26 protein-coding genes and 1 other annotated feature are annotated in these 20,444 nt (G+C 57.3%); of the genes, 25 read left to right on the top strand and 1 reads right to left on the bottom strand.

Features of this window, described 5'->3' with window-relative positions:
- The first annotated feature begins 55 nt into the window (after nt 1–55).
- From recJ to hpf, 18 genes are all read left to right on the top strand, one after another.
- Entirely contained in the window at nt 56–2,134 is a 2,079-nt protein-coding gene (gene recJ, locus EFB11_RS04615) for a single-stranded-DNA-specific exonuclease RecJ (protein WP_122789137.1), read from the top strand.
- 70 nt (nt 2,135–2,204) lie between these two features.
- Nucleotides 2,205–4,400 (top strand): RelA/SpoT family protein, encoded by a 2,196-nt coding sequence (locus EFB11_RS04610; protein WP_122789136.1) that lies wholly within the window; start codon nt 2,205–2,207, stop codon nt 4,398–4,400.
- A gap of 14 nt (nt 4,401–4,414) precedes the next feature.
- A complete protein-coding gene (gene dtd, locus EFB11_RS04605; protein ID WP_122789135.1) occupies nt 4,415–4,879 on the top strand; it encodes a D-aminoacyl-tRNA deacylase in 465 nt (154 codons plus the stop codon).
- A complete protein-coding gene (locus EFB11_RS04600; protein ID WP_122789134.1) occupies nt 4,876–5,508 on the top strand; it encodes an MBL fold metallo-hydrolase in 633 nt (210 codons plus the stop codon). Before dtd ends, EFB11_RS04600 begins: the two co-directional genes overlap by 4 nt.
- Nucleotides 5,505–6,959, top strand: coding sequence for a coproporphyrinogen dehydrogenase HemZ (hemZ, locus tag EFB11_RS04595; RefSeq protein WP_122789133.1), 1,455 nt, complete (start codon nt 5,505–5,507; stop codon nt 6,957–6,959). The genes EFB11_RS04600 and hemZ overlap by 4 nt, the downstream gene beginning before the upstream one ends.
- Nucleotides 6,960–7,002: 43 nt before the next feature.
- Nucleotides 7,003–7,923, top strand: a complete 921-nt coding sequence (locus EFB11_RS04590; RefSeq protein ID WP_122789132.1) for a uridine kinase family protein — start codon at nt 7,003–7,005, stop codon at nt 7,921–7,923.
- A 138-nt stretch (nt 7,924–8,061) separates the two neighbouring features.
- Complete coding sequence (locus tag EFB11_RS04585; protein WP_122789131.1) at nt 8,062–8,454, top strand: hypothetical protein; 393 nt, start codon at nt 8,062–8,064, stop codon at nt 8,452–8,454.
- Nucleotides 8,455–8,504: 50 nt separating this feature from the next.
- Entirely contained in the window at nt 8,505–10,106 is a 1,602-nt protein-coding gene (locus EFB11_RS04580; protein WP_122789130.1) for a putative polysaccharide biosynthesis protein, read from the top strand.
- Between the two features lie 12 nt (nt 10,107–10,118).
- Nucleotides 10,119–10,916 carry a nucleoside triphosphate pyrophosphohydrolase gene (mazG, locus tag EFB11_RS04575; RefSeq protein WP_122789129.1) on the top strand — a complete coding sequence of 266 codons (798 nt, stop codon included), beginning with the start codon at nt 10,119–10,121 and terminating at the stop codon, nt 10,914–10,916.
- Entirely contained in the window at nt 10,913–11,203 is a 291-nt protein-coding gene (locus EFB11_RS04570) for an HU family DNA-binding protein (RefSeq protein WP_122789128.1), read from the top strand. The genes mazG and EFB11_RS04570 overlap by 4 nt, the downstream gene beginning before the upstream one ends.
- Nucleotides 11,190–11,432, top strand: coding sequence for an RNA-binding S4 domain-containing protein (locus EFB11_RS04565; RefSeq protein WP_122789127.1), 243 nt, complete (start codon nt 11,190–11,192; stop codon nt 11,430–11,432). Before EFB11_RS04570 ends, EFB11_RS04565 begins: the two co-directional genes overlap by 14 nt.
- Nucleotides 11,433–11,506: 74 nt before the next feature.
- Nucleotides 11,507–11,791, top strand: a complete 285-nt coding sequence (locus EFB11_RS04560; RefSeq protein WP_122789126.1) for a YabP/YqfC family sporulation protein — start codon at nt 11,507–11,509, stop codon at nt 11,789–11,791.
- 13 nt (nt 11,792–11,804) lie between these two features.
- Complete coding sequence (yabQ, locus tag EFB11_RS04555; RefSeq protein WP_122789125.1) at nt 11,805–12,257, top strand: spore cortex biosynthesis protein YabQ; 453 nt, start codon at nt 11,805–11,807, stop codon at nt 12,255–12,257.
- Nucleotides 12,258–12,307: 50 nt separating this feature from the next.
- Nucleotides 12,308–12,589, top strand: a complete 282-nt coding sequence (locus EFB11_RS04550; RefSeq protein WP_164706599.1) for a septum formation initiator family protein — start codon at nt 12,308–12,310, stop codon at nt 12,587–12,589.
- Nucleotides 12,590–12,632: 43 nt separating this feature from the next.
- On the top strand, nt 12,633–13,067 hold the full coding sequence (locus EFB11_RS04545; protein WP_122789123.1) for a S1 RNA-binding domain-containing protein: 435 nt from the start codon (nt 12,633–12,635) through the stop codon (nt 13,065–13,067).
- A 203-nt stretch (nt 13,068–13,270) separates the two neighbouring features.
- Entirely contained in the window at nt 13,271–14,461 is a 1,191-nt protein-coding gene (locus EFB11_RS04540; protein WP_122789718.1) for an amidohydrolase, read from the top strand.
- A complete protein-coding gene (locus EFB11_RS04535; RefSeq protein ID WP_122789122.1) occupies nt 14,448–15,290 on the top strand; it encodes a fumarate hydratase in 843 nt (280 codons plus the stop codon). The genes EFB11_RS04540 and EFB11_RS04535 overlap by 14 nt, the downstream gene beginning before the upstream one ends.
- A gap of 221 nt (nt 15,291–15,511) precedes the next feature.
- Nucleotides 15,512–16,036, top strand: coding sequence for a ribosome hibernation-promoting factor, HPF/YfiA family (hpf, locus tag EFB11_RS04530; RefSeq protein ID WP_122789121.1), 525 nt, complete (start codon nt 15,512–15,514; stop codon nt 16,034–16,036).
- A 32-nt stretch (nt 16,037–16,068) separates the two neighbouring features.
- Here the strand turns inward: hpf and ruvX are convergent, their stop codons facing one another.
- Nucleotides 16,069–16,488: a Holliday junction resolvase RuvX gene (gene ruvX / locus EFB11_RS04525; protein ID WP_122789120.1), complete on the bottom strand. Its 420-nt coding sequence runs from the start codon at nt 16,486–16,488 to the stop codon at nt 16,069–16,071.
- A gap of 277 nt (nt 16,489–16,765) precedes the next feature.
- Between ruvX and rpmG the strand changes: the two genes are divergently transcribed.
- The 7 genes from rpmG (at nt 16,766) to rplL (ending at nt 20,383) form a co-directional block, all read left to right on the top strand.
- The gene (gene rpmG, locus EFB11_RS04520; RefSeq protein WP_122789119.1) at nt 16,766–16,915 is read left to right on the top strand and encodes a 50S ribosomal protein L33; all 150 of its coding nucleotides are present in this window, start codon (nt 16,766–16,768) and stop codon (nt 16,913–16,915) included.
- A gap of 24 nt (nt 16,916–16,939) precedes the next feature.
- Nucleotides 16,940–17,200 (top strand): preprotein translocase subunit SecE, encoded by a 261-nt coding sequence (gene secE / locus EFB11_RS04515; protein ID WP_122789118.1) that lies wholly within the window; start codon nt 16,940–16,942, stop codon nt 17,198–17,200.
- Between the two features lie 19 nt (nt 17,201–17,219).
- The gene (nusG, locus tag EFB11_RS04510) at nt 17,220–17,747 is read left to right on the top strand and encodes a transcription termination/antitermination protein NusG (RefSeq protein ID WP_122789117.1); all 528 of its coding nucleotides are present in this window, start codon (nt 17,220–17,222) and stop codon (nt 17,745–17,747) included.
- Nucleotides 17,748–17,917: 170 nt separating this feature from the next.
- Nucleotides 17,918–18,343, top strand: coding sequence for a 50S ribosomal protein L11 (gene rplK, locus EFB11_RS04505; protein WP_122789116.1), 426 nt, complete (start codon nt 17,918–17,920; stop codon nt 18,341–18,343).
- 105 nt (nt 18,344–18,448) lie between these two features.
- Nucleotides 18,449–19,144: a 50S ribosomal protein L1 gene (gene rplA / locus EFB11_RS04500; protein ID WP_122789115.1), complete on the top strand. Its 696-nt coding sequence runs from the start codon at nt 18,449–18,451 to the stop codon at nt 19,142–19,144.
- Between the two features lie 93 nt (nt 19,145–19,237).
- Nucleotides 19,238–19,383, top strand: a sequence feature (ribosomal protein L10 leader region).
- A gap of 11 nt (nt 19,384–19,394) precedes the next feature.
- Nucleotides 19,395–19,961 (top strand): 50S ribosomal protein L10, encoded by a 567-nt coding sequence (gene rplJ / locus EFB11_RS04495; protein WP_122789114.1) that lies wholly within the window; start codon nt 19,395–19,397, stop codon nt 19,959–19,961.
- A gap of 53 nt (nt 19,962–20,014) precedes the next feature.
- Nucleotides 20,015–20,383, top strand: coding sequence for a 50S ribosomal protein L7/L12 (gene rplL, locus EFB11_RS04490; RefSeq protein WP_122789113.1), 369 nt, complete (start codon nt 20,015–20,017; stop codon nt 20,381–20,383).
- Nucleotides 20,384–20,444 lie beyond the last annotated feature (61 nt).

Here is a 20,444-nt window from a genome sequence, read left to right as displayed (position 1 = left end):
TTTTCGCAGGGGTTTGATATAATAACAGCAATAAAAAATACAACGAGGGAGAAACATGAAAATGAAAAAATGGGTGACCGCCACACCCGACCTTGACAAAGCGCGGTCACTTTCCGAGGCCTGCGGATTTTCCCCGCTGGCCGCGGCTGTTTTGTGCGCGCGCGGCGTGGATACCCCGGAAAAAGCCCGCCATTTTCTGGCCACCGGCGCCGAGGGCCTGTATGACCCCATGCGGCTGCGCGATATGGATAAAGCCGTGGCAGCCATCCGCGAGGCCATCGAAGAACAAGAAAAGATCATCGTGTTCGGCGACTATGATGTGGACGGGATCACCGCCACCTGTGTGCTGCTGCGCTACCTGCGCAGCCAGGGCGCAAACGCCGACTATTATATCCCCAACCGTTTGAGCGAAGGATATGGCCTGTCGTGCGCGGCCATGGATGCGCTGTATGAGCAGGGCGTGCGCCTGATCGTCACCGTCGATTCGGGTGTGACCGCCTTTGAAGAAACCGAATATGCCGCCAAACTCGGCATCCGCATGGTCATCACCGACCACCACGAATGCCGCGAAGAACTGCCGGCTGCGGTGGCTGTGGTCAATCCCCGCCGGGCCGATTGTGACTATCCTTTTGACGAACTGGCTGGCGTCGGGGTGGCGTTTAAGCTGATTTGTGCGCTGGCCGGGCCGGCTGGGCTGACCCAGGTGCTGGATGATTATGCCGACCTGGTCGCCCTGGGTACAGTGGCCGATGTGATGCCCATTGTAGGCGAAAACCGCATTTTGGTGGCGCATGGACTGGAACGCCTGGCGGAAACCGATAATCTGGGGCTGGAGATGCTGCTGCGCGAATCCGGGCAGAAATCTCGCCGGATGACCTCGTCGGTCATTAGTTTTATCTTGGCGCCCCGCATCAATGCGGCCGGCCGCATGGGCAACACCGAGCAGGCGGTCGAACTGTTTTTGACCGACGATGCCGCTCGTGCGCAGGAACTGGCTGCGCTGCTGTGCGAGCAGAACAAAGAGCGGCAGGCGGCCGAAAATGAAATTTTGCAGCAGGCGCTGGCCGTGCTGCGCAAAAGCTACAATCCGCTGGAAGATAAGATCATCGTCCTGGCTGGCGAAGGCTGGCACCATGGCGTCATTGGTATCGTGTCCTCCCGCATCTGCGACCGGTATGCCTGTCCGACCATCCTCATTGCCGTCGATGACGGCATCGGCAAAGGCTCGGGCCGTTCGATGGCGGGATTTAACCTGTTTGAAGCCCTGTCCGACAGCGCGCCGCTGCTGGATAAGTTTGGCGGCCATGAACTGGCAGCCGGGTTGACCATCCAAGCCGATAAAATCGAAGAATTTACCGAGCGCATCAAGGCGTATGCCGAGGCGCATATCAAACCCGGCGACCTGATGCCGATTGTCCACATCGACTGCGCCATCACGCCCCCGTATATCACCGAAAGCGCGGTCGAGGGCCTGGCCGATTTGGAGCCGTTCGGCATGCGCAATCAGCAGCCGGTCTTTTCCATGGAAAACCTATATGTCGAGGATATTACCCCCATTTCCAGCGACCGCCATGTCCGGCTGACGCTGACCAAGGATGGCGTTTCCTATACCGCCATGCTCTTTGGCACTGGCGCGGGCGGCTGCGGCTTTGCACAGGGCAATTTCGTCGATGCGGCGTTCCACTTGGAGATCAATGAATACCGCGGCCGACGCACCGTGCAGATGGTGCTCAAAGATGTGCGCCTGAGCGAATGCGAACTGCTGGCCGACCAGAAGATTTTAAATCTGTATAACCGTTATATGTCCGACGGCGCGCTGACCGCCGCCGAGGCCCGTGTGCTGCTGCCGCAGCGGCCAGAATTGGTCGCTGTGTGGCGGCATATCATCAGCCGCGCCGAGGAAGGGCGGCTGAGCGTACATTCCAACGCGCTGTCCCGGCGCGTGCAATGGGAGAGCAAACGCGAGGTGAACATTGGCAAATTGTTCGTCTGTTTGGATGTGTTCAGTGAGAGCCAGCTGCTAAGTTATAATTTCCGAGATGGCTTGCTGAATATTATTTTAAAGCCCTATAAGGGCAAGGCGGATATTTCCCAATCGGTCGTCTTGGGCACCCTGAAAAGTATGAGCCAATAACGAAGGGGTCAGCCATCGACTCCCAGCGGCTGCAAAAGTGGCTGCAATTCCATGAGAAGGAGGGAATTTTATGTCTTCCCCGATCCAAAATAGAATCGATTTTCTGGTCGAGCGCGCCAAAAAGCAAAATCCGGCCATCAATGAAAAAAAGATCCGCGCCGCCTATGAATGCGCGGCCGGCGCCCACGAAGGACAAAAACGCCGCAATGGCGAACCCTATATCATCCACCCGGTGGCAGTGGCCGAGATCATCGTCGAAATGGGGCTGGATACCGACTCGATCTGTGCCGGCCTGCTGCACGACTGCATCGAGGACACCGAGTTTGACTACAAGGCCATTGAAAACAAATTCGGCACCTCGGTCGCCGAACTGGTCGACGGCGTCACCCGTCTGGGCATGCTGCGGTATTCCAAGGAGCAGGAGCAGTTTGAAGACCTGCGCAAGATGTTTTTGGCCATGGCCAAGGATATTCGTGTCATTCTCATCAAGCTGGCCGACCGGCTGCACAATGCCCGCACCTTCCAGTACCTGCCCGAGCGCAAGCAGCGCGACAAGGCGCTGGAAACCATGGAGATCTATGCGCCCATTGCCCATCGTCTGGGCATGAGCCGCATCAAGTGGGAGCTGGAAGACCTGTCGCTCAAGTGCCTGGACCCCATCGGGTATCAGGAAATCGTCGATGGACTGGAAAAGCAGTCCAGCCAGCACGAGGAGTTTTTGAGCCACATTCAGGAAAATATCAGCGAAAAACTCAACGAAGCACATATCAAACATACCATTTCCGGACGCATCAAGCACATCTATTCGATTTATCGCAAGATGTATGCCCAGCACAAGACCATCAACGAGATCTACGACATCTGCGCGATGCGCGTAATTGTCGATACGGTGACCAACTGTTACAATGTGCTCGGTTATGTGCATGACCTGTATAAACCCATTCCGGGGCGGTTTAAGGACTATATTTCCACCCCCAAGCCCAACGGCTATCAGTCGCTGCATACCACGGTCATCGGCCGCGAAGGCATCCCCTTCGAGATCCAAATCCGCACCGAAGAAATGCACAAGATGGCCGAATACGGCGTAGCGGCCCACTGGAAATACAAGCAGGGCCTGGACAAAGTCGGCAACGAACAGGCCTTTGCCTGGATTCGGCAGCTGCTGGAAGCCCAGCAGGATACCGAGGCCGAGGACTTCATCAAGGCCATCAAGGTCGACCTGTTTGCCGACGAGGTCTTTGTCTTTACGCCCAAGGGCGATGTGGTCAATATGCCCGCTGGTGCCACCCCGATCGACTTGGCGTATGCCATCCATTCGGCGGTCGGCAACCGCATGGTGGGCGCCAAGATCAATGGTCGCATTGCGCCCATTGATTCGCAGCTGAAAAACGGCGATATCGTCGAAATTTTGACCTCCAAGGAAACCCATGGTCCGTCGCGCGACTGGGTCAAGATCGTCAAGACCACCGAAGCGCGCAACAAGATCAAGCAGTGGTTTAAGAAGGAATGCCGCGAAGAAAACATCGAGCAGGGCAAGGCCGAACTCGATCGCGAACTGCGCGCCAACCTGCTGTACAATGGTTTTTACGACAACGAAGAGGTGCGCAGCAACGCCCTCAACAAATTCTCGTTCAATACCCTCGACGAACTGTATGCGGCCATCGGTTATGGCGGCATCACCATCACCAAGGTCATCAACAAGATCAAGGACGATGTGATGAAGCTGCGCCGGGCACAGGAGAAGGCCGAAAAGGTGCTTCAGCCGCAGCCCGATACCAAGAAGAAGCCCAAGAGTCAATCGGGTGTCATCGTCGAAGGCATCGACAACTGTTTGGTCAAGTTTGCCCGCTGCTGTACCCCGATTCCGGGCGACGATATTATCGGCTTTATCACGCGCGGTTATGGTGTTTCCATCCACCGCAAGGACTGTGTCAATGTGCGCAACAGTGGGGCCAAGGACGAGGAAAGCCGCTGGATCAATGTTTGGTGGGACGAGGATATCCTCGACCGCAAGACCAACCGTTTTTCGACCGGCTTGCAGATTTCGACCCGCAACCGCATCGGTGTGCTCAGCGATGTGGCCGTGCTGCTGGCGCAGTCGCATGTCAATGTGCATGAGCTGTCGGCCCGCGACTTAAACGACGGCTTTGGCGTCATCAATGCCATGGTCGACGTGTCGGGCGTGGCCCAGCTGGACAATATCGTCAACCGTCTGAAAAATACCAAGGGTGTGCTCGATGTAACGCGCACCGCCGACGGAACATAATCGGAGGGAACCCCATGCGAGCACTCATTCAGCGCGTCAAACGCGCTTCGGTCACCATTGACGGCCAGGTCAAGGGACAAATCGGTCCCGGTCTGCTCATCCTGCTCGGTGTGCAGGAAGAGGACAGCGAGGAACAGGCCCGGTATCTGGCCGAAAAATGCGCCGGACTGCGCATTTTTACCGATGAGGACGATAAAATGAACCGGTCGGTCGCCGACATCGGCGGCGGCCTGCTGGTGGTATCCCAGTTTACCCTGTATGGCGATTGCCGCCGCGGCAAACGCCCCAGCTTTACCCGCGCCGCCCGGCCGGAAACCGCCATTCCGCTGTATGAATCCTTTGTGCAGCACTGCCGCGCGACCGGTCTGCCGGTCGAAACCGGCGAATTTGGCGCAGATATGCAAGTGGAACTCATCAACGACGGTCCGGTCACCATCTGGATGGACACGGACGAAATGAAGAAAGGTGCAAAGGTATGAAGATTTTACGTTTGGTGGTCGGCATGGTGCAGACCAACTGCTATATTTTTTACGATGAAAACACCATGGAAGGCGCAGTCGTCGACCCGGGCGACAACGCAAAAAGCATTTTGAAGGCGATCGAGGATGAGAAGATCCAGATCAAATATGTGCTGCTGACCCATGGACATTTCGATCACATTCTGGCAGCAAACGAGGTGGTAGCCGCCACGGGCGCCAAACTGGTATGCCACAAGAACGATTTGTGGCTGCTCAAGGAGGAGGCCATCGGCGAATATCGCCAGTGGGTCAAGAATTTTGTCGAGCCCACCGTGGATATTCAGGCCGAGGAGGGCACCGAGCTCACCATCGGCGGACTGACTGCATATTATATGAATACGCCCGGCCATACGCCCGGTTCGTCGATCATCAAGGTCGGCGATGTCCTGTTCACCGGCGATACGCTGTTCCGCCACGAGTGCGGACGCTGCGATTTTGAAGGCGGCGACTTTAACCAGATGCTGGCGTCGCTGAAGCGCCTGCACGATCTGGAAGGCGATTATAAGGTCCTGCCCGGCCACGAAGGTCTGTCCACTTTGGAGGAAGAACGCCGGAATAATCCCTACATGCGGCAGGCGACCGGCCGATGATCTATGTGCTGCAAGGGCATGACCTGAAGCACGCGGTCGAGGAAATGCTGCTGCATTTGCTGCCGACCGAGCGGCCGGTCTATGCGTCCGAGCCGCCCGAAGGGGACTGCTGCATTAGCCGTCTGGAACTGGACGGCGGCATCGCCCGTGCGCAAGCCGAAGTCCGGCTGGACGGCAGCACCCAAACGGCTGAGCGTTCGGCTTCGGTCGAAGGGCTGACCGGTCTGGCCCAAAAGCGGGTCGTGACCGAGATCGTCAAGCTGGCGCTCTATGACGCTATGGTGTCGCGTTTGGCTGTGAAGCCTGCCTGGGGCAGCCTGACCGGGGTGCGCCCTGCCAAACTGGCCCGCGGCCTGATGGCGCGCGGTTTGACCCGTGGGCAGACCGCCCAGCGGTTCCGGGAGCGCTACGGCGTGACCGCCGAGCGCACGGCGCTGACCATGCGCGCGGCGGCCTTTGCCCAGGCGGCACTCGAACGATTGCCCGAAAACGAAGTATCGCTCTATATCGGTATCCCGTTTTGTCCGTCGCGGTGCGCTTATTGTTCGTTTGTGTCGCATTCCATCGAGAAATCGGCGGCGCTTATCCCGCCGTATGTCGATGCTCTGTGCGCCGAACTGGCGGACACCGGCGCGCTGCTGCGCGAGGGCGGGCTGCGGGTGTCCAGCATTTACATCGGCGGCGGTACGCCGACGACCCTGTCGCCCGACGAGCTGGCCCGTCTGATGGACAGCGTCAGTCGGCATTTTGATCTGTCCCATTTGCAGGAATACACGGTCGAAGCCGGCCGCCCGGATACCATTACCCGGGAAAAGCTGGCCGCCATCCGCAAAGGCGGCGCGGGGCGGGTGTCCATCAATCCGCAATCGATGAACGATCAGGTGCTGCAAAACATCGGCCGCCGGCACACGGCACACGAGGTGCTGGAAGCCTATGCCCTTGCCCAGGAAATCGGGTTTGACGTCATCAATATGGATACCATCGCCGGGCTGGAAGGCGATACGCCCGAAAGCTTTGCCCACACGATCGATACCCTGATAGGCTTAGAGCCGGAAAACATCACCGTGCATACCCTGGCCATCAAGCGCGGTGCCGATCTGACCGACAAGGGCGCGAATGCCGCCCAGCACGATCGGGTGCAGGCCATGCTGACGGCAGCCAATGCGGCGCTGAGTGCGGCCGGGTATGGCCCGTATTATTTATACCGGCAGAAGTTCACCGCCGGTGGATTTGAAAACGTCGGCTGGTGCAAACCAGATACCGAAAGTCTGTATAACATCGCCATGATGGAAGAATTGCAGACCATCGTATCGGCCGGAGCGGGCGGCGTCAGCAAGCGGGTGGACCGCGTGAGCGGCAAGATCACCCGATTTACCAACCCCAAATACCCCAAAGAATATATCGAAGCCGGTGAACGCTGCCTGCTCGGCAAGCGCCACCTGCTGTTGTAAATCCCTCCGGCCTGTGCCGGAACCGCGAGGATAGAGGAAGATTATGGCGAATTATCAACTGGATTGGATCAACACACAAGCCAAACAGGACCCGGCAGGCTTCATTGCCGCCTGTGAACAGCAATATCTGGACCAGATCGATGCCGTAGCCGAATCGCTGGCCGCGGCCAAGGATGAAAAACCCATTGCCCTTTTGTGTGGGCCGTCCTCCAGCGGCAAGACCACCACAGCCGACCGGCTGCGCCGGGCGCTGGGTAAGCGGGGTATCCATGTGGAAACCATCTCCATGGATGACTACTATCTCAGCCGCGATACCTATGACATGCCCTGGGATGAGGAAAATGGGGTCTATGATTTTGAATCCCCCCTGTGCATGGATCTGCCGCTGCTGCATGACCATCTGGCCAAGCTGGCCCGCGGGCAGGAGATCAATATCCCCACCTTTGACTTTGCGAGCAAAATGCGCACCGGGGAGACCAAAAGCCTGACGCTCGACCCGGATGAAATTGTCGTGATCGAAGGCATCCATGCGTTTAACGATGTGCTCATGGGCGGTCTGGAACGGCATGCCACGGGCATTTATATCTCGGTAGCCAGCAGCGTGCAGGCCGACGGCTGGGGACTGGCGGCTGAGCAGCTGCGCTTCTGCCGCCGCGCGGTGCGGGATGCCAATTTCCGCGGCGCGCCGGTCGATGTCACCGTCCAGCAATGGCGCTCGGTATGGCGGGGCGAGCGGCTGTATATTGACCCGTATCGTCCGTTTGCGACCCACACCATTGATTCCTATTTGCCGTATGAAACGTGCATCCTGCTCGATGTGCTGCGTGAGCAGATTCATCAGATGGAAGCAAAGCTAAAGAGCATCGGGCTGGAAGAAGTTTGCCGGGCCGCGCAGGAATTTGCGTCCATCGAATATGCGCCGTACATGCCCGAAGCTTCGGTGCTGCACGAATTCATCGGATAAGCCCAGGGCGGCGGCATCCCCTTGAATCTGCTTGATTTTTACAAGACCCCGGAGTATAATAGCCACAAAAGCGGGGGAAGCCGCGGAATTTTTGAACAAAGGCTGCGCGGGACGCGGCGAAAGAGAGGAGCGCACACCATGGATAATCGAGTGGCAATGATGCTGGAAAAGGCAAAGGTCGTGGCCGGAAAGACCAGCCAGGCGGCCACCCGCGCGGTAGAATCGGCGGGTAAAGCGGCGGGCGATATGGCCCAGGCGACCAAACTCAATTTGCAGATCTTTGACCTGAACACCGAATGCGAGGTGCTGTACAAGGAGATCGGAAAATTGGTATACGATATCCATCAGGGCGTGGAAGTGACGTCCGATGCGATGGACGGTTATCTCGAGCAGCTCGACGACCTGCGGGCCCGCGTCGATGACCTGCGCGCGCAGCTGGCGGAGATGAAGCAGACCGTGACTTGTCCGTCCTGCGGCAAATCGTGCAGCCGGGAGGATGCGTTCTGCGCGGCCTGCGGCGCTGCGCTCTGACGGCAGCTGCACCGGGGCTTTGACAACCCAAACAGAAAGGCGTGCTATTTTTGCAAAAAAATAAAAAACAGACCTTTATGCAGGGCGCAATGATCCTTGTGGCCGGTACATTGATGGCCAAGATCATTTCGGCGTTCTTTAAGATCCCCCTTCAGCACCTGATCGGCAATACCTGCATGGGCATCTTCAACAGTGCCTATCAGTATTACACGGTCATGTTCGTGGTGGCGACAGCCGGTGTCCCGGTGGCGCTGAGCAAGCTGATCTCGGAAGCGAACGCCCTGGGGCGTGGGCGTGAAGTGCGCCGCATCGCGCGCCTGGCGGCGTTCGTCTTTATCGCCTTCGGCACCCTGTGTTCGGTGGGCCTGTTCCTGGCGGCGGGATGGATTTCCCAAGCCAGTAACAACCCGATGGCATTGCTGGCCATCCGGGCGGTTGCACCGGCGGTATTTTTTGTGTCCATCATTGCCGTGGTGCGCGGCTATTTCCAGGGCATGTCCAACATGACGCCCACCGCTTTGTCGCAGATCGTCGAGGCGGCGGGCAAAGTTGTGCTTGGGCTTGTTTTTGCGGCCTATGCTTCTTCGGCTGGGTTTGACCAGCCGGCCACCGCCGCTTGTGCGATTTTGGGCGTGACCATCGGCGAGGCACTGGCCGCACTGACCATGCTGGGCTATGCGGCAAACAGCCGCCGGAAGGCATCGCATGCGCTGCTCAATGAACATTGCCGGTCGTATGGCGAGCTGTTCCGCGTACTGCTGCTGACCGTCATCCCCATCACGCTGACCAGTTCGGTCACCAGCCTGACGACATTGGTGGATACGGCCATGCTGGTCGGCCGCCTGCAAGAGGTCGGATATACGCTGACCGAAGCGAATGCGCTGTATGGCGTGTACACCGGGCAGGCGTTTACCATGTTCAACTTCCCGCAGACGCTCATCACCGCGTTGGCGACCGCCGTGCTGCCTGCACTCGCGGGCGCGTATGTGCAGCAAAACCACACGCTTGCGGCCAAAAACATGGGTTCTGCCATGCGCATTGCTATGCTAATTGCGCTGCCGGCCTGCGTGGGGTATATTGTGCTGTCTCATCCGATCATTGATCTGCTGTTTGCCGACGAGACCAATGCGGCTATTGACCCCAACCTCGGCGGCAGCCTGCTGCGCATTCTGGCGCTGGCCATCCCGAGCGTGGCGCTGGTCGGCCTGACCAATGCCATTTTGCAGGCCATCGGCCAAATGCGGGTGCCGGTCGTGACTATGCTGCTGGGTGGCCTGTGCAAGATTGGGCTGAACTATTTCCTGGTCGGTAACCCGGAAATCAATATTTACGGCGCGCCGGTGGGCACGTTTGCCTGCTATACGCTCATTGCGGTGCTCAACCTGCTTTGGGTGCGGCGGTTTATTCGTCTGCCTGCGATTGGGAAGCTCTTCGTGCGGCCGTTTGCGGCCTGCATCGGCATGGGCGCCGCGGCGGCGATCGTCTATCGGGTACTGTCCGGCATGCTGGGCAATGTGGCCGTGCTGGTGGCCATCTGTGTGGCGGCCGCGGTATATGCCGTGCTGCTCGTGGCACTCCAGGCACTCGAGCGGGAGGACATCCTGCTGCTGCCCGGCGGACGCAAACTGGTGAAATTATTGCGAATGGAATAAGGGAATACAGATATGATCGATTTTACGTTCAAAGAGAAATATGGATTTGACGACCTGCTGCGCATTATGGAGATTTTGCGCGCGCCGGACGGCTGCATGTGGGACCGGGAGCAGGACCATCACTCCATTCGCCGCAACTTCATTGAGGAGACCTATGAGGCGGTGGAGGCCATTGACAACGATGACCCGGTTCTGCTGCGCGAGGAGCTTGGCGATGTGCTGCTACAAGTCGTCTTTCACGCGCAGATGGAAAAGGAAAAAGGCGTGTTCGATATGGGTGATGTGGCGGACGGCATCTGCAAAAAGCTGATCTACCGCCACCCGCATATCTTCAGCACCACTGAGGTTGGCTCTACCGAGGAGATCCTCAACAACTGGGACGAACTGAAGAAAAAGGAAAAGAGCCAAAAGACCGTCACCGATGGGCTGGACAGCGTCGCGCGCAGCCTGCCGGGCCTTATCCGGGCGGATAAGATCCAGAAAAAAGCGGCCAAGGCTGGGTTTGACTGGGACGATGTTTCCGGGGCCATTGCCAAGGTGCGCGAAGAACTGGACGAGGTCGAGGCGGCCCGGAACGGCCAGGGTGACCCGGCGGACGAGATTGGCGACCTGCTGTTTGCGGCCGTGAATGTGGCGCGGTTTTTGAAGGTTGAGCCCGAACAGGCCATGGAACGCGCGTGCGATAAATTCATCCGCCGCTTTGCACGGGTCGAGGAGCTGGCCGGTGCGGACGGCTTGCAGGACAAGTCCCTGGACGAACTGGAAGCGCTCTGGCAGCGCGCCAAGGCGGACACGGAGGGACACGCATGACCAAAAGCGATTTTGTGTTCGCGGTCGCAGAGCGGTCGGGCCTGACCAAAAAGGACGCCGAACTGGCGGCCGGGGCGGTGTTCGACGTGCTCACCCAGATTATGGCCCAGGGCGACCGGCTGCAATTTCCGGGCTTTGGGACATTCAAGACCCGGGTGCGTCCGCCCTTTGTCGGACGGCACCCCAAGACTGGCCAGCCGCTCGAAATCGGGGAAACTTTGGTGCCCGTGTTTGAGCCGAGCCGGCAACTGAAAGAGAAGGTGAAAGAAAGCCATGCGGCTGGATAAATATTTGAAAGTATCGCGCCTGATCAAACGGCGCACGATTGCAAACGATGCGTGCGATGCCGCGCGCATCACGGTCAATGGCCGGGCGGCCAAGGCTTCGTATCAGGTCAAAGTGGGCGATGTGATCGAGATCGCATTCGGTCAGCGCACGATGAAGGTCGAAGTGCTGGACGTTGCCGAGCATGTGCTCAAAAATGATGCGGCCGGCCTGTACCGGGAAATCGAATAATCTGCCCCGCCTGCGCATAGGGATAGAGCAGGCGGGGTATTTTTCTGCCCCAAGGACAAGGATGGAGGAAGCGTATGGTAAACGAAGAAAAAATGCGCGCTGCGGGCACGCATACCCTATCGCTCGATGGGCAGGGAAAATTGCGGCTGACCGGCGTGGTCGATGTGACCAGCTTTGATGAGACCCTGGTGGCGCTCGAAACCACCCGGGGCATGCTGGCCGTCAAAGGCGAAGGCCTGCATGTCGAGCGGCTGAGCCTGGAAAATGGCGAACTGACTCTGACCGGTGAGGTGCGCGCGATGGAATACGACGACAATATGATGACGCGCGGCGGCATCCTGGCGCGCTTTTTCGGCTAGGCGGTGAGCGGCCATGACCTTTACGTTGCAGGAGCAGACGCTGGTGTTTTTGGAAGCCATCCTGCTCGGCGCTGTGGGTGGTGTGTGCTATGATGTGTGCCGGGCGCTGCGGTGGACCTTCCGCACCGGCCGGCTGGGCACCGCCCTGCTCGACGGTGTGTTCTGGCTGCTTGTGCTGGGCACCCTGTTTTATTTTGCCGTGACCGATGCGGCCGCGCAGGCACGCTCCTATGTGCTGCTCGGGGAAGGGCTGGGTATGGCGCTGTATTGGCTGTGCCTGTCGCCGCTCGTGCTGCCCGTCCTGCGGGCCGTGCTGCGCGGGGTGTGCTGGGTGGCCGTGATCCCCTGGCGGCTGGGCGCTGCGCTGGCCCAAATCGCCGACAGAATCTTTGACAGCCGGGGGCGGGCTGTACAAATTCTGAAAAAAATAAAAAAAAAGCTTCCATTTTTGCGGCATTCGGGTTAAAATAAAACCGTATTGATCTTGGAATGCCAAACGGAAAGGAGGCAGCGGCATTGAAAAGAAAGTTGCAGACCCCACGTGTCATTCGCATTGGGATTCTTTGCCTCGCGGTTTTCTTCGCAATTTCGTTCCTCCACTTACAGGTCGAAATCCGCGACCGGGAGGGCAAGCTGGACGAACTGCAAACGCAGGTCGATGAGCAGCAGGCGGTCAATGACGCGCTCCGGGATCAGGTAGAGAACGGTGTTTCGGACGAATACATCGCGTCCATCGCGCGCGAGCATGGCTATGTGATGCCGAATGAACGGGTATTCAAGGACGCATCGAGCAAATAATCGGCTTTGGCCACAAATCTAGACGGAGGAATAATCAAGGGGTATGGATCTCGCTGTTGGAGCAATTTTTGAAGGTAAGGTGACCGGCATCACCAAGTTCGGCGCATTTGTCGCTCTGCCGGAGGGCAAATCGGGCATGGTACATATTTCAGAGGTCGCCAGTTCCTTTGTGAGCGACATCAAGGACTTTCTCACAGAGGGGCAGAGCGTCAAGGTCAAAGTGATCGGCATCGACCAGGCCGGACGCATCAATCTGTCGATCAAGAAGGCACAACAGCCAGGGGAGGGCAGCGCACCGGCTCAGCCGCAGCGTCGGCCCAGCCGTCCGCGCGGACCGCAGCGTCCGGCGCAGCCGCGCGACCCCTCGACCATGACTTTTGAAGATAAGCTGAAGATGTTTATGGCGGACAGCGAAAGCCGCATGGCCGACATCAAGCACAACAACGACCGGAAAAGCGGCTCCCGCCGCCGCCGGTAAAGCAGACAAAAACCGGGGCCACAGTCCCGGTTTTCCTATGCGTAAAAAAATACGCCCGCTGGCTCGCCAGTGGGCGCTAAGATAGGATTGTGGGGATAAAGATATGAACGGTGCATGGTGACCTTTCCGATCACCATGGTTATCATAGCACGCAATCCAGAAAATGTCAATCCTAAAATTGGAAAATGAAAGGTAAAATTTTCATGCAGTCTCTTTGTATCCACCACGCCCGCATCCTGCCCATGGAGGGCGGGGAGGTCGCGTGTGGTTTTGTACTCGTGCAGCAGGGCAAAATCGCGGCCTTTGGACCTATGGACGAAATGCCGGATGTATCGGACGCCATCCAGTTGGACGCCGCCGGAGGTGTCATAACGCCCGGCCTCATCGATGTGCACTCCCACCTGGGGCTTTATGAGGATTCGCTGGGCTTTGAAGGCGCGGACGGCAACGAGGACACCGACCCGGTGACCCCGCACCTGCGCGTCATCGATGGCATCAATCCCATGGAGCGCGCCTTCGGCGAATCGCTCGCCGCTGGGGTGACCACGGTCGTCGTCAGTCCGGGCAGTGCCAACCCGATTGGCGGCCAGCTGGCAGCGGTACGCACCTGGGGCCGCCGCATCGACGATATGATTTTAAAGGCCCCCATTGGGATGAAGTTCGCCTTTGGCGAAAACCCCAAGAGCGTTTACCACGACAAGGAAGAAACCCCGGTCACTCGCATGGCGACCGCAGCGCTCATCCGGGAAAACCTGCGCAAGGCGCAGGAATATCACGACCGCAAGCAAAAGGCACTCGAACATGAAGAGGACGACCTGCCCGATTTCGATGCCAAGATGGAAGCACTGGAAGCGGTCATCACCGGCGAACTGCCGGCTCACATCCATGCGCACCGCGCGGACGATATGTTTACCGCTCTGCGCATCTGCAAGGAATTTGGCGTTACACCCATTTTGGTGCACGGCACCGAGGGGCATTTGGTGGCCGATCTGCTGGCCGGGGAAGGGGTACCGGTCATCAGCGGGCCGTTTATGACCGACCGCTCCAAACCTGAACTGCACAACCTGACCGAAGCGTCTCCCGGCCTGCTGGCGAAGGGCGGGGTGCCGGTGGCCATTACGACCGACCACCCGGAAATCCCGGTCAAGTTCCTGCGGCTGGCGGCCGCAGTGGCTGTGCAGGCTGGCATGGACGAAAACGAGGCGCTGCGCGCCATCACGATAAATGGCGCCAAAATCGTGGGCTTGGACGACCGCATCGGCTCGATCGCCCCCGGCAAGGACGCCGACTTGGTCGTGTGGAGCGGGCATCCGCTGGATTTCCGCAGCCACGTGCAGACGGTCGTCAGCGCCGGACAGATCGCATATAGGAGGAAGAATGATGAGAACCATTGATGTAAAGGAAATCACCGCTCTAGTTGAGCGGCTGTGCATGCAGGCCAATTATCATTTGCCGTGCGATGTGCGCGCATCCTTTGTGCGCGGCCGGGAACAGGAGCAGTCGCCCCTCGGCCGGGAAATCTTTGACGAGATGCTGCGCAACTGCGATCTGGCGGCACAAAACGAGGTGCCCATCTGTCAGGATACCGGGTTTGCCGTGATTTTTGCCGAGATCGGTCAGGACGTACATCTGGCTGGCGGCGCGTTTGAAGACGCGGTCAACGAAGGTGTGCGCCGCGGCTATGAAAACGGGTACTTGCGCAAATCGATCGTGAGTGACCCGCTGCGCCGCGTCAATACCGACGACAACACCCCGGCCATGCTGAACACCCGCATCGTGCCCGGCGACAAGGTCAAAATCATCGTCGCACCCAAGGGCGGCGGCAGCGAAAACATGAGCGCTATGAAGATGTTCACCCCCGCGGCCAGCCGCGAAACCATCATCGACTGGATTGCGGAAACGGTCGTAAAGGCAGGGTCCAACCCTTGTCCGCCAGTCATCCTGGGCGTGGGCCTGGGCGGTACGGCCGACAAGGCGGCCTATCTGGCCAAGGCAGCGCTGCTGCGTCCGGTCGATCAGGTCAATCCCGACCCGTTCTATGCCGAAATGGAGCAGGCCATCGTCGACAAGGTCAACGCTTCGGGCGTGGGACCGCAGGGCCTGGGCGGCACGGTCACGGCGCTTTCGTGCGCCATTGAGCCGTATCCGACCCACATCGCCAGCCTGCCGTGCGCACTGTCCATCGGTTGCCATGTGACCCGCCACGCCGAGGGGATTTTATAAAGCGTTCGGGTGCGCCCGGAAAAGAAAATGTAAAATATCAGGGATTTGTGAGTATTCGTGAGAAAAAGCGAGCATGCGCAGGATAAATTCGGCTAATCGTCCAATTTGGACCACGCGTAGGAGCGCGGGAACGCGGGGATTGTGCTATACTTAGTATATCGAAACCCGATAACATTGACACTGTTTTTGGGTGGAGAAATGATCCGCAAGGAGATGATGTTATGAAGATCACCATCGTCGAAAGAAAGGTTAAAATTGCCGATGATCTGCGCGCTTACGCCACGAAAAAAGTGGAAAAGCTCGATCGCTATTTCCAGACCGATGCGACCTCTACGATCACGTTCAGTGAACTGAGAGGACGGCAGACGGTCGAAATCACGGTAAACAATAAGGGCATGATCGTGCGCGCGGAGGAAACGACTACGGACATGTTTGCGTCGGTGGACGGCGCGATTAACCATATTGAACGTCAGATCCGCAAGAACAAGACCCGCCTGGAAAAGCGCCTGCGCAGCGGTGCGTTTGAAAAGATGGCAGCACAGAATGCCGACGTGGAAGAGGAGACCTTCGAAGTCATCCGCCACAAGCGCTTTGCTGTACAGGACATGACCGTGGATGAAGCTATCCTGCAAATGAATCTGCTGGGCCACCAGTTCTTCTTCTTTAAGAATGCAGACAACGGCGATACCCCGGCGGTCATCTACAAGAGAGCATCCGGCGGCTATGGCCTGATCGAAAGTGAATAAAAAAACAGGCTGGCACTTTGCCAGCCTATTTTTTATCCGCGCATGCGCTTGAAATCCAAATACCCCTGCAAGATGAGCGACGCCGCCACCGCATCCACGGTCTGGCGGTGTTTTTTGGCCTTTTTGCCGCTGGCGTGCAGGATCTGATGGGCGGCGACCGTCGTGCGGCGCTCGTCCCACAGGACGACCGGCAGACCGGTGCGCGCCCGTAGGTCTTCGGCTAGGGCTTCGCATTTTTGGGCGCGTTCGCCCGCCGAACCGTCCATGTTCTTCGGGTGGCCCAGCACGATCTCGTCGATCTGGTTCTGGGCGATGTAATCGCAGAGTTTGTCGAGCAGTTTGTCCCGGTTCCATTCGTGGATGACCGAAGGCGAGCCGGCCAGCATGCCGGTGGGGTCGGAGACCGAAAGACCGGTGCGCGCGTCGCCGTAGTCCAGGCCCAGAATCTTCATAAATTTTGTTCTCCTTTGTCGCATATCGGTGGTTTTTGACAATAGTATACCATGAAAAGGATGAAAAATGTAGCGTTTTTTTTGATTTTTCTCTTGACCACCTACTTGCCCCATGCTATAATAATAGCACCTATGTAGGTTCTTTTTTTTGCGCCGAATTGGGAACATACCCTTCGGGCCGAACCGGCAAAGGGAGGCAAACGCCCGCGTTCAGCGCGGGGAAGACAATGGCCGGCAGTTCGCTGCGCGGTCAAAAAAATAAGGAGGTGCCGCTACTATGCGCGTTAGAGTAACGCTCGCCTGCACAGAGTGCAAGCAAAGAAACTACAACACGATGAAAAACAAGAAGAATGATCCCGATCGTCTCGAGATGAACAAGTATTGCCGTTTCTGTAAGAAGCATACATTGCATCGCGAGACCAAGTGATCTGCGGAGAAAGGAAGTCGCTTCATGGCAGAGCAGGAAAAAAACACTCCGGCTGAGAAGAAGCAAGCTGACAAGCCTGCAAAGGTGAAAAAGCCTTCGATCTTCGCAAGAATGGGCAAGTGGTTCCATGAGCTCAAGGGCGAATGCAAGAAGATCGTGTGGCCGACCCGCAAGCAGACCGTCAACAACACGGTAGTCGTTCTGGCAACCTGTGTGATCATTGGCGTGTTTATCTGGGTGCTGGATGCCGTCTTCCAGTTGGGCATTTCCGCCCTGGTCGGCTGATTTGAGAGGGGCCTGAACGATGTCAGACGCCGCAAAATGGTATGTGGTCCACACATACTCCGGCTACGAAAACAAAGTAGCTTCTTCGATTGAAAAAGCGGTGGAAAACCGCAAACTCCACGACCTCATCACCGCCGTGAATATCCCGGTGGAACGTGTCACCGAAGTCAAGGACGGCAAGACCCGTGAAGTCGAGCGCAAGCTTTTCCCGGGTTATGTGCTGGTCAAGATGGTGATGACCGACGAGAGCTGGTATCTGGTACGCAATACACGCGGCTGCACCGGCTTTGTGGGTCCGAACTCCAACAAACCGCTGCCGCTTTCCGATGAGGAAGTGGCCAAGATGGGTGTGGAGAAACGCGAAATTGAGATCAACTATGCGCTCGGCGACAGCGTGCGCGTCATCGACGGGCCGCTTTCCGGCTTTATCGGTGTTGTCGACGAACTCGAACCGGACAAGAACAAGGTGCGCGTAGTCGTATCCATGTTCGGACGCGAGACCCCGGTCGAACTCGAACTCGACCAGGTCGAGACCCTGGACGAATAAGAACGCAAGCCGCGTTCTCAAACAAAACGGGCGATTCGCCCGGCGGCCGCCACTGTGCGGCCCTGTGATAAGCTGCGCCCCGACGAGGTAAGCGGGCGCAACGTGGGAGAGCTTGCCGCTTTGGCAACGCTCGCCAGACACCACATTGATTTAAGGAGGAAACCTCAACCATGGCACAGAAAGTAGTAGGCTACATTAAGCTCCAGATTCCTGCGGGCAAGGCAACTCCGGCACCCCCGGTTGGTCCTGCGCTGGGCCAGCATGGCGTAAACATCATGGCCTTCACCAAGGAATTCAACGAGCGCACCAAGAACGACGCCGGCCTGATCATCCCGGTTGTCATCACGGTTTACGCGGACCGTTCCTTCAGCTTCGTTACCAAGACCCCTCCGGCAGCTGTTCTGATCAAGAAGGCTTGCAAGATCGAGTCTGGTTCTGCGGTTCCGAACAAGACCAAGGTCGCAAAGATCTCCAAGGCCGACGTTCAGAAGATCGCAGAGATGAAGATGCCCGACCTCAACGCTGCTTCGGTCGAAGCTGCAATGAGCATGATCGCCGGCACCTGCCGTTCGATGGGTATCACCGTAGAGGAGTAATCCTCGAAAACCGCTGAAGTTTATAAGTTTTTTTGAAAGGATGGCCCCCGCGGCCATCTAGTGGGAGGGTTATTCCCGCAGTACCACTCAAGGAGGATAATTATTGTGCGCAAAGGTAAAAAGTATGTAGAGAGCGCAAAGCAGATCGACCGTACCAAGCTGTACGATCCGTCTGAGGCGCTGTCCACCGTTGTTTCTACGGCAAAGGCAAAATTTGATGAAACCATTGAACTGCACGTAAAGCTGGGCGTTGACTCCCGTCACGCTGACCAGCAGGTTCGCGGCGCGATCGTTCTGCCGCACGGTACCGGTAAGCAGGTTCGTGTTCTGGTATTCGCCAAGGGCCCGAAGGCTGACGAAGCGGTTGCTGCTGGTGCAGAATACGTTGGCGCAGAAGATATGGTTGCCAAGATCCAGAACGAGAACTTCTTTGACTATGACGTTGTCATCGCAACCCCGGACATGATGGGCGTTGTTGGCCGTCTGGGTAAGGTTCTGGGCCCGAAGGGCCTGATGCCGAACCCGAAGGCAGGCACGGTTTCGATGGACGTTGCAAAGGCTGTCAAGGAGTCCAAGGCTGGTAAGATCGAATACCGTCTGGATAAGACCAACATCATCCACTGCCCGATCGGTAAGGCTTCCTTTGGCCCGGAAAAGCTGAAGGACAACTTCGACGCGCTGATGGGTGCGATCATCAAGGCAAAGCCGGCGGCTGCAAAGGGCCAGTATGTTAAGTCCTGTGTGGTAGCTTCCACCATGGGCCCTGGCATCAAGGTTAGCACCGCAAGAATGCTTGGTTAAAAGTAAAATACCGTCCGATGCTTCGGACGGTATTTTTTCTGAACCTCGGCAAAAAAAGTAGAAAAAATGCTTGACAAACAAGTGTGGATTCTATATAATATAAGAGCTTGGTCAAAGACAGCAGGCGACCGCAAGGTCTGAAAGGCGCAAGTCCGCCGCCCGCCGAGGTCAGCACACGTGAATTGGTTAATTGTGTGTCCTCTTGTGTCTTTGCACAAGAGGACATTTTATTTTATGGAGGTGAAACAAGATGCCGAATGCAAAGGTTCTGGAAGAAAAGAAGGCTCTGGTCGCTTCTTTGGTAGAGAAGATCAAGAATTCCCCGGCGGGCGTTCTGGTCGATTATAAGGGCATCAACGTTGAAGATGACACCAAGCTCCGTCGTGAGCTGCGTGAAGCTGGCGTTGAATACGCAGTTATCAAGAACACCATGATCCGTTTTGCTGCAAAGGAACTCGGTTTCGACCTGTTCGACGAGCACCTGAACGGCACCACTGCTCTGGCGATCAGCATGAACGACGACGTTGTTTCTGCTGCGAAGATCCTCAACGATTACGCCAAGAAGCATGACAACTTCAAGATCAAGGCTGGCTACCTGGAAGGCGAGGCTATCCCCGCTTCCGAGGTTCTGAAGCTTGCCGAGATGCCGAGCCGCGAGGGCCTCATCGCGCAGGTTCTGTACGGCTTCAACTTCCCGATTACTCAGCTCGTTATTACGCTTGACAACATCGCAAAGAAGACTGAAGACGGCGAAGCTCTGGTATCCACCCTGGTGGCTCCGAAGGAAGCCGCTGCGGAGGAAGCTGCTGCTGAATAATGCAGCGTTTGACGTATTTTCATTAAATTTAAAAAAATTGGAGGTTTATTACCATGACTGTTGCTGAGATTATGGAAGCCGTAAAGGGCCTGAAGGTTCTGGAACTGGCTGAGCTGGTTAAGGCTCTGGAAGAAGAATTTGGCGTATCGGCTATGCCGGTTGCTGTTGCAGGTGCTGCTGGCGGCGCTGCTGCTCCGGCTGCTGAAGAGAAGACCGAGTTTGACGTTGAGCTGACCGACGCTGGCGCTTCGAAGATCAACGTAATCAAGGTTGTTCGTGCTATCACTGGCCTGGGCCTGAAGGAAGCTAAGGAGAAGGTTGACGGCGCTCCGTCCATCATCAAGGAAGCTGCTTCCAAGGAAGATGCAGAGTCCATCAAGGCTCAGCTGGAAGAGGCTGGCGCAAAGGTAACCCTGAAGTAATTTTTACTTTTGCAACCCATAACGGACAGGCGAAAGCCTGTCCGTTTTTTTCTTTGCTTTT

Origin of the sequence: Intestinibacillus sp. Marseille-P6563, assembly GCF_900604335.1 — a bacterium.
Classification (GTDB): domain Bacteria; phylum Bacillota; class Clostridia; order Oscillospirales; family Butyricicoccaceae; genus Butyricicoccus_B.
The sequence above is the reverse complement of the archived record's forward strand: the minus strand, read 5'-3'. Positions and strand labels throughout refer to the sequence as shown.

Excerpts from the sequence above, each read along its gene's own strand:
- recJ (WP_122789137.1), top strand. The coding sequence starts at position 56 with ATGAAAATGAAAAAATGGGTGACCGCCACACCCGACCTTGACAAAGCG.
- EFB11_RS04610 (WP_122789136.1), top strand. The coding sequence starts at position 2,205 with ATGTCTTCCCCGATCCAAAATAGAATCGATTTTCTGGTCGAGCGCGCC.
- dtd (WP_122789135.1), top strand. The coding sequence starts at position 4,415 with ATGCGAGCACTCATTCAGCGCGTCAAACGCGCTTCGGTCACCATTGAC.
- EFB11_RS04600 (WP_122789134.1), top strand. The coding sequence starts at position 4,876 with ATGAAGATTTTACGTTTGGTGGTCGGCATGGTGCAGACCAACTGCTAT.
- hemZ (WP_122789133.1), top strand. The coding sequence starts at position 5,505 with ATGATCTATGTGCTGCAAGGGCATGACCTGAAGCACGCGGTCGAGGAA.
- EFB11_RS04590 (WP_122789132.1), top strand. The coding sequence starts at position 7,003 with ATGGCGAATTATCAACTGGATTGGATCAACACACAAGCCAAACAGGAC.
- EFB11_RS04585 (WP_122789131.1), top strand. The coding sequence starts at position 8,062 with ATGGATAATCGAGTGGCAATGATGCTGGAAAAGGCAAAGGTCGTGGCC.
- mazG (WP_122789129.1), top strand. The coding sequence starts at position 10,119 with ATGATCGATTTTACGTTCAAAGAGAAATATGGATTTGACGACCTGCTG.
- EFB11_RS04570 (WP_122789128.1), top strand. The coding sequence starts at position 10,913 with ATGACCAAAAGCGATTTTGTGTTCGCGGTCGCAGAGCGGTCGGGCCTG.
- EFB11_RS04565 (WP_122789127.1), top strand. The coding sequence starts at position 11,190 with ATGCGGCTGGATAAATATTTGAAAGTATCGCGCCTGATCAAACGGCGC.
- EFB11_RS04560 (WP_122789126.1), top strand. The coding sequence starts at position 11,507 with ATGGTAAACGAAGAAAAAATGCGCGCTGCGGGCACGCATACCCTATCG.
- yabQ (WP_122789125.1), top strand. The coding sequence starts at position 11,805 with ATGACCTTTACGTTGCAGGAGCAGACGCTGGTGTTTTTGGAAGCCATC.
- EFB11_RS04545 (WP_122789123.1), top strand. The coding sequence starts at position 12,633 with ATGGATCTCGCTGTTGGAGCAATTTTTGAAGGTAAGGTGACCGGCATC.
- EFB11_RS04540 (WP_122789718.1), top strand. The coding sequence starts at position 13,271 with ATGCAGTCTCTTTGTATCCACCACGCCCGCATCCTGCCCATGGAGGGC.
- EFB11_RS04535 (WP_122789122.1), top strand. The coding sequence starts at position 14,448 with ATGAGAACCATTGATGTAAAGGAAATCACCGCTCTAGTTGAGCGGCTG.
- hpf (WP_122789121.1), top strand. The coding sequence starts at position 15,512 with ATGAAGATCACCATCGTCGAAAGAAAGGTTAAAATTGCCGATGATCTG.
- ruvX (WP_122789120.1), bottom strand. The coding sequence starts at position 16,488 with ATGAAGATTCTGGGCCTGGACTACGGCGACGCGCGCACCGGTCTTTCG.
- rpmG (WP_122789119.1), top strand. The coding sequence starts at position 16,766 with ATGCGCGTTAGAGTAACGCTCGCCTGCACAGAGTGCAAGCAAAGAAAC.
- secE (WP_122789118.1), top strand. The coding sequence starts at position 16,940 with ATGGCAGAGCAGGAAAAAAACACTCCGGCTGAGAAGAAGCAAGCTGAC.
- nusG (WP_122789117.1), top strand. The coding sequence starts at position 17,220 with ATGTCAGACGCCGCAAAATGGTATGTGGTCCACACATACTCCGGCTAC.
- rplK (WP_122789116.1), top strand. The coding sequence starts at position 17,918 with ATGGCACAGAAAGTAGTAGGCTACATTAAGCTCCAGATTCCTGCGGGC.
- rplJ (WP_122789114.1), top strand. The coding sequence starts at position 19,395 with ATGCCGAATGCAAAGGTTCTGGAAGAAAAGAAGGCTCTGGTCGCTTCT.
- rplL (WP_122789113.1), top strand. The coding sequence starts at position 20,015 with ATGACTGTTGCTGAGATTATGGAAGCCGTAAAGGGCCTGAAGGTTCTG.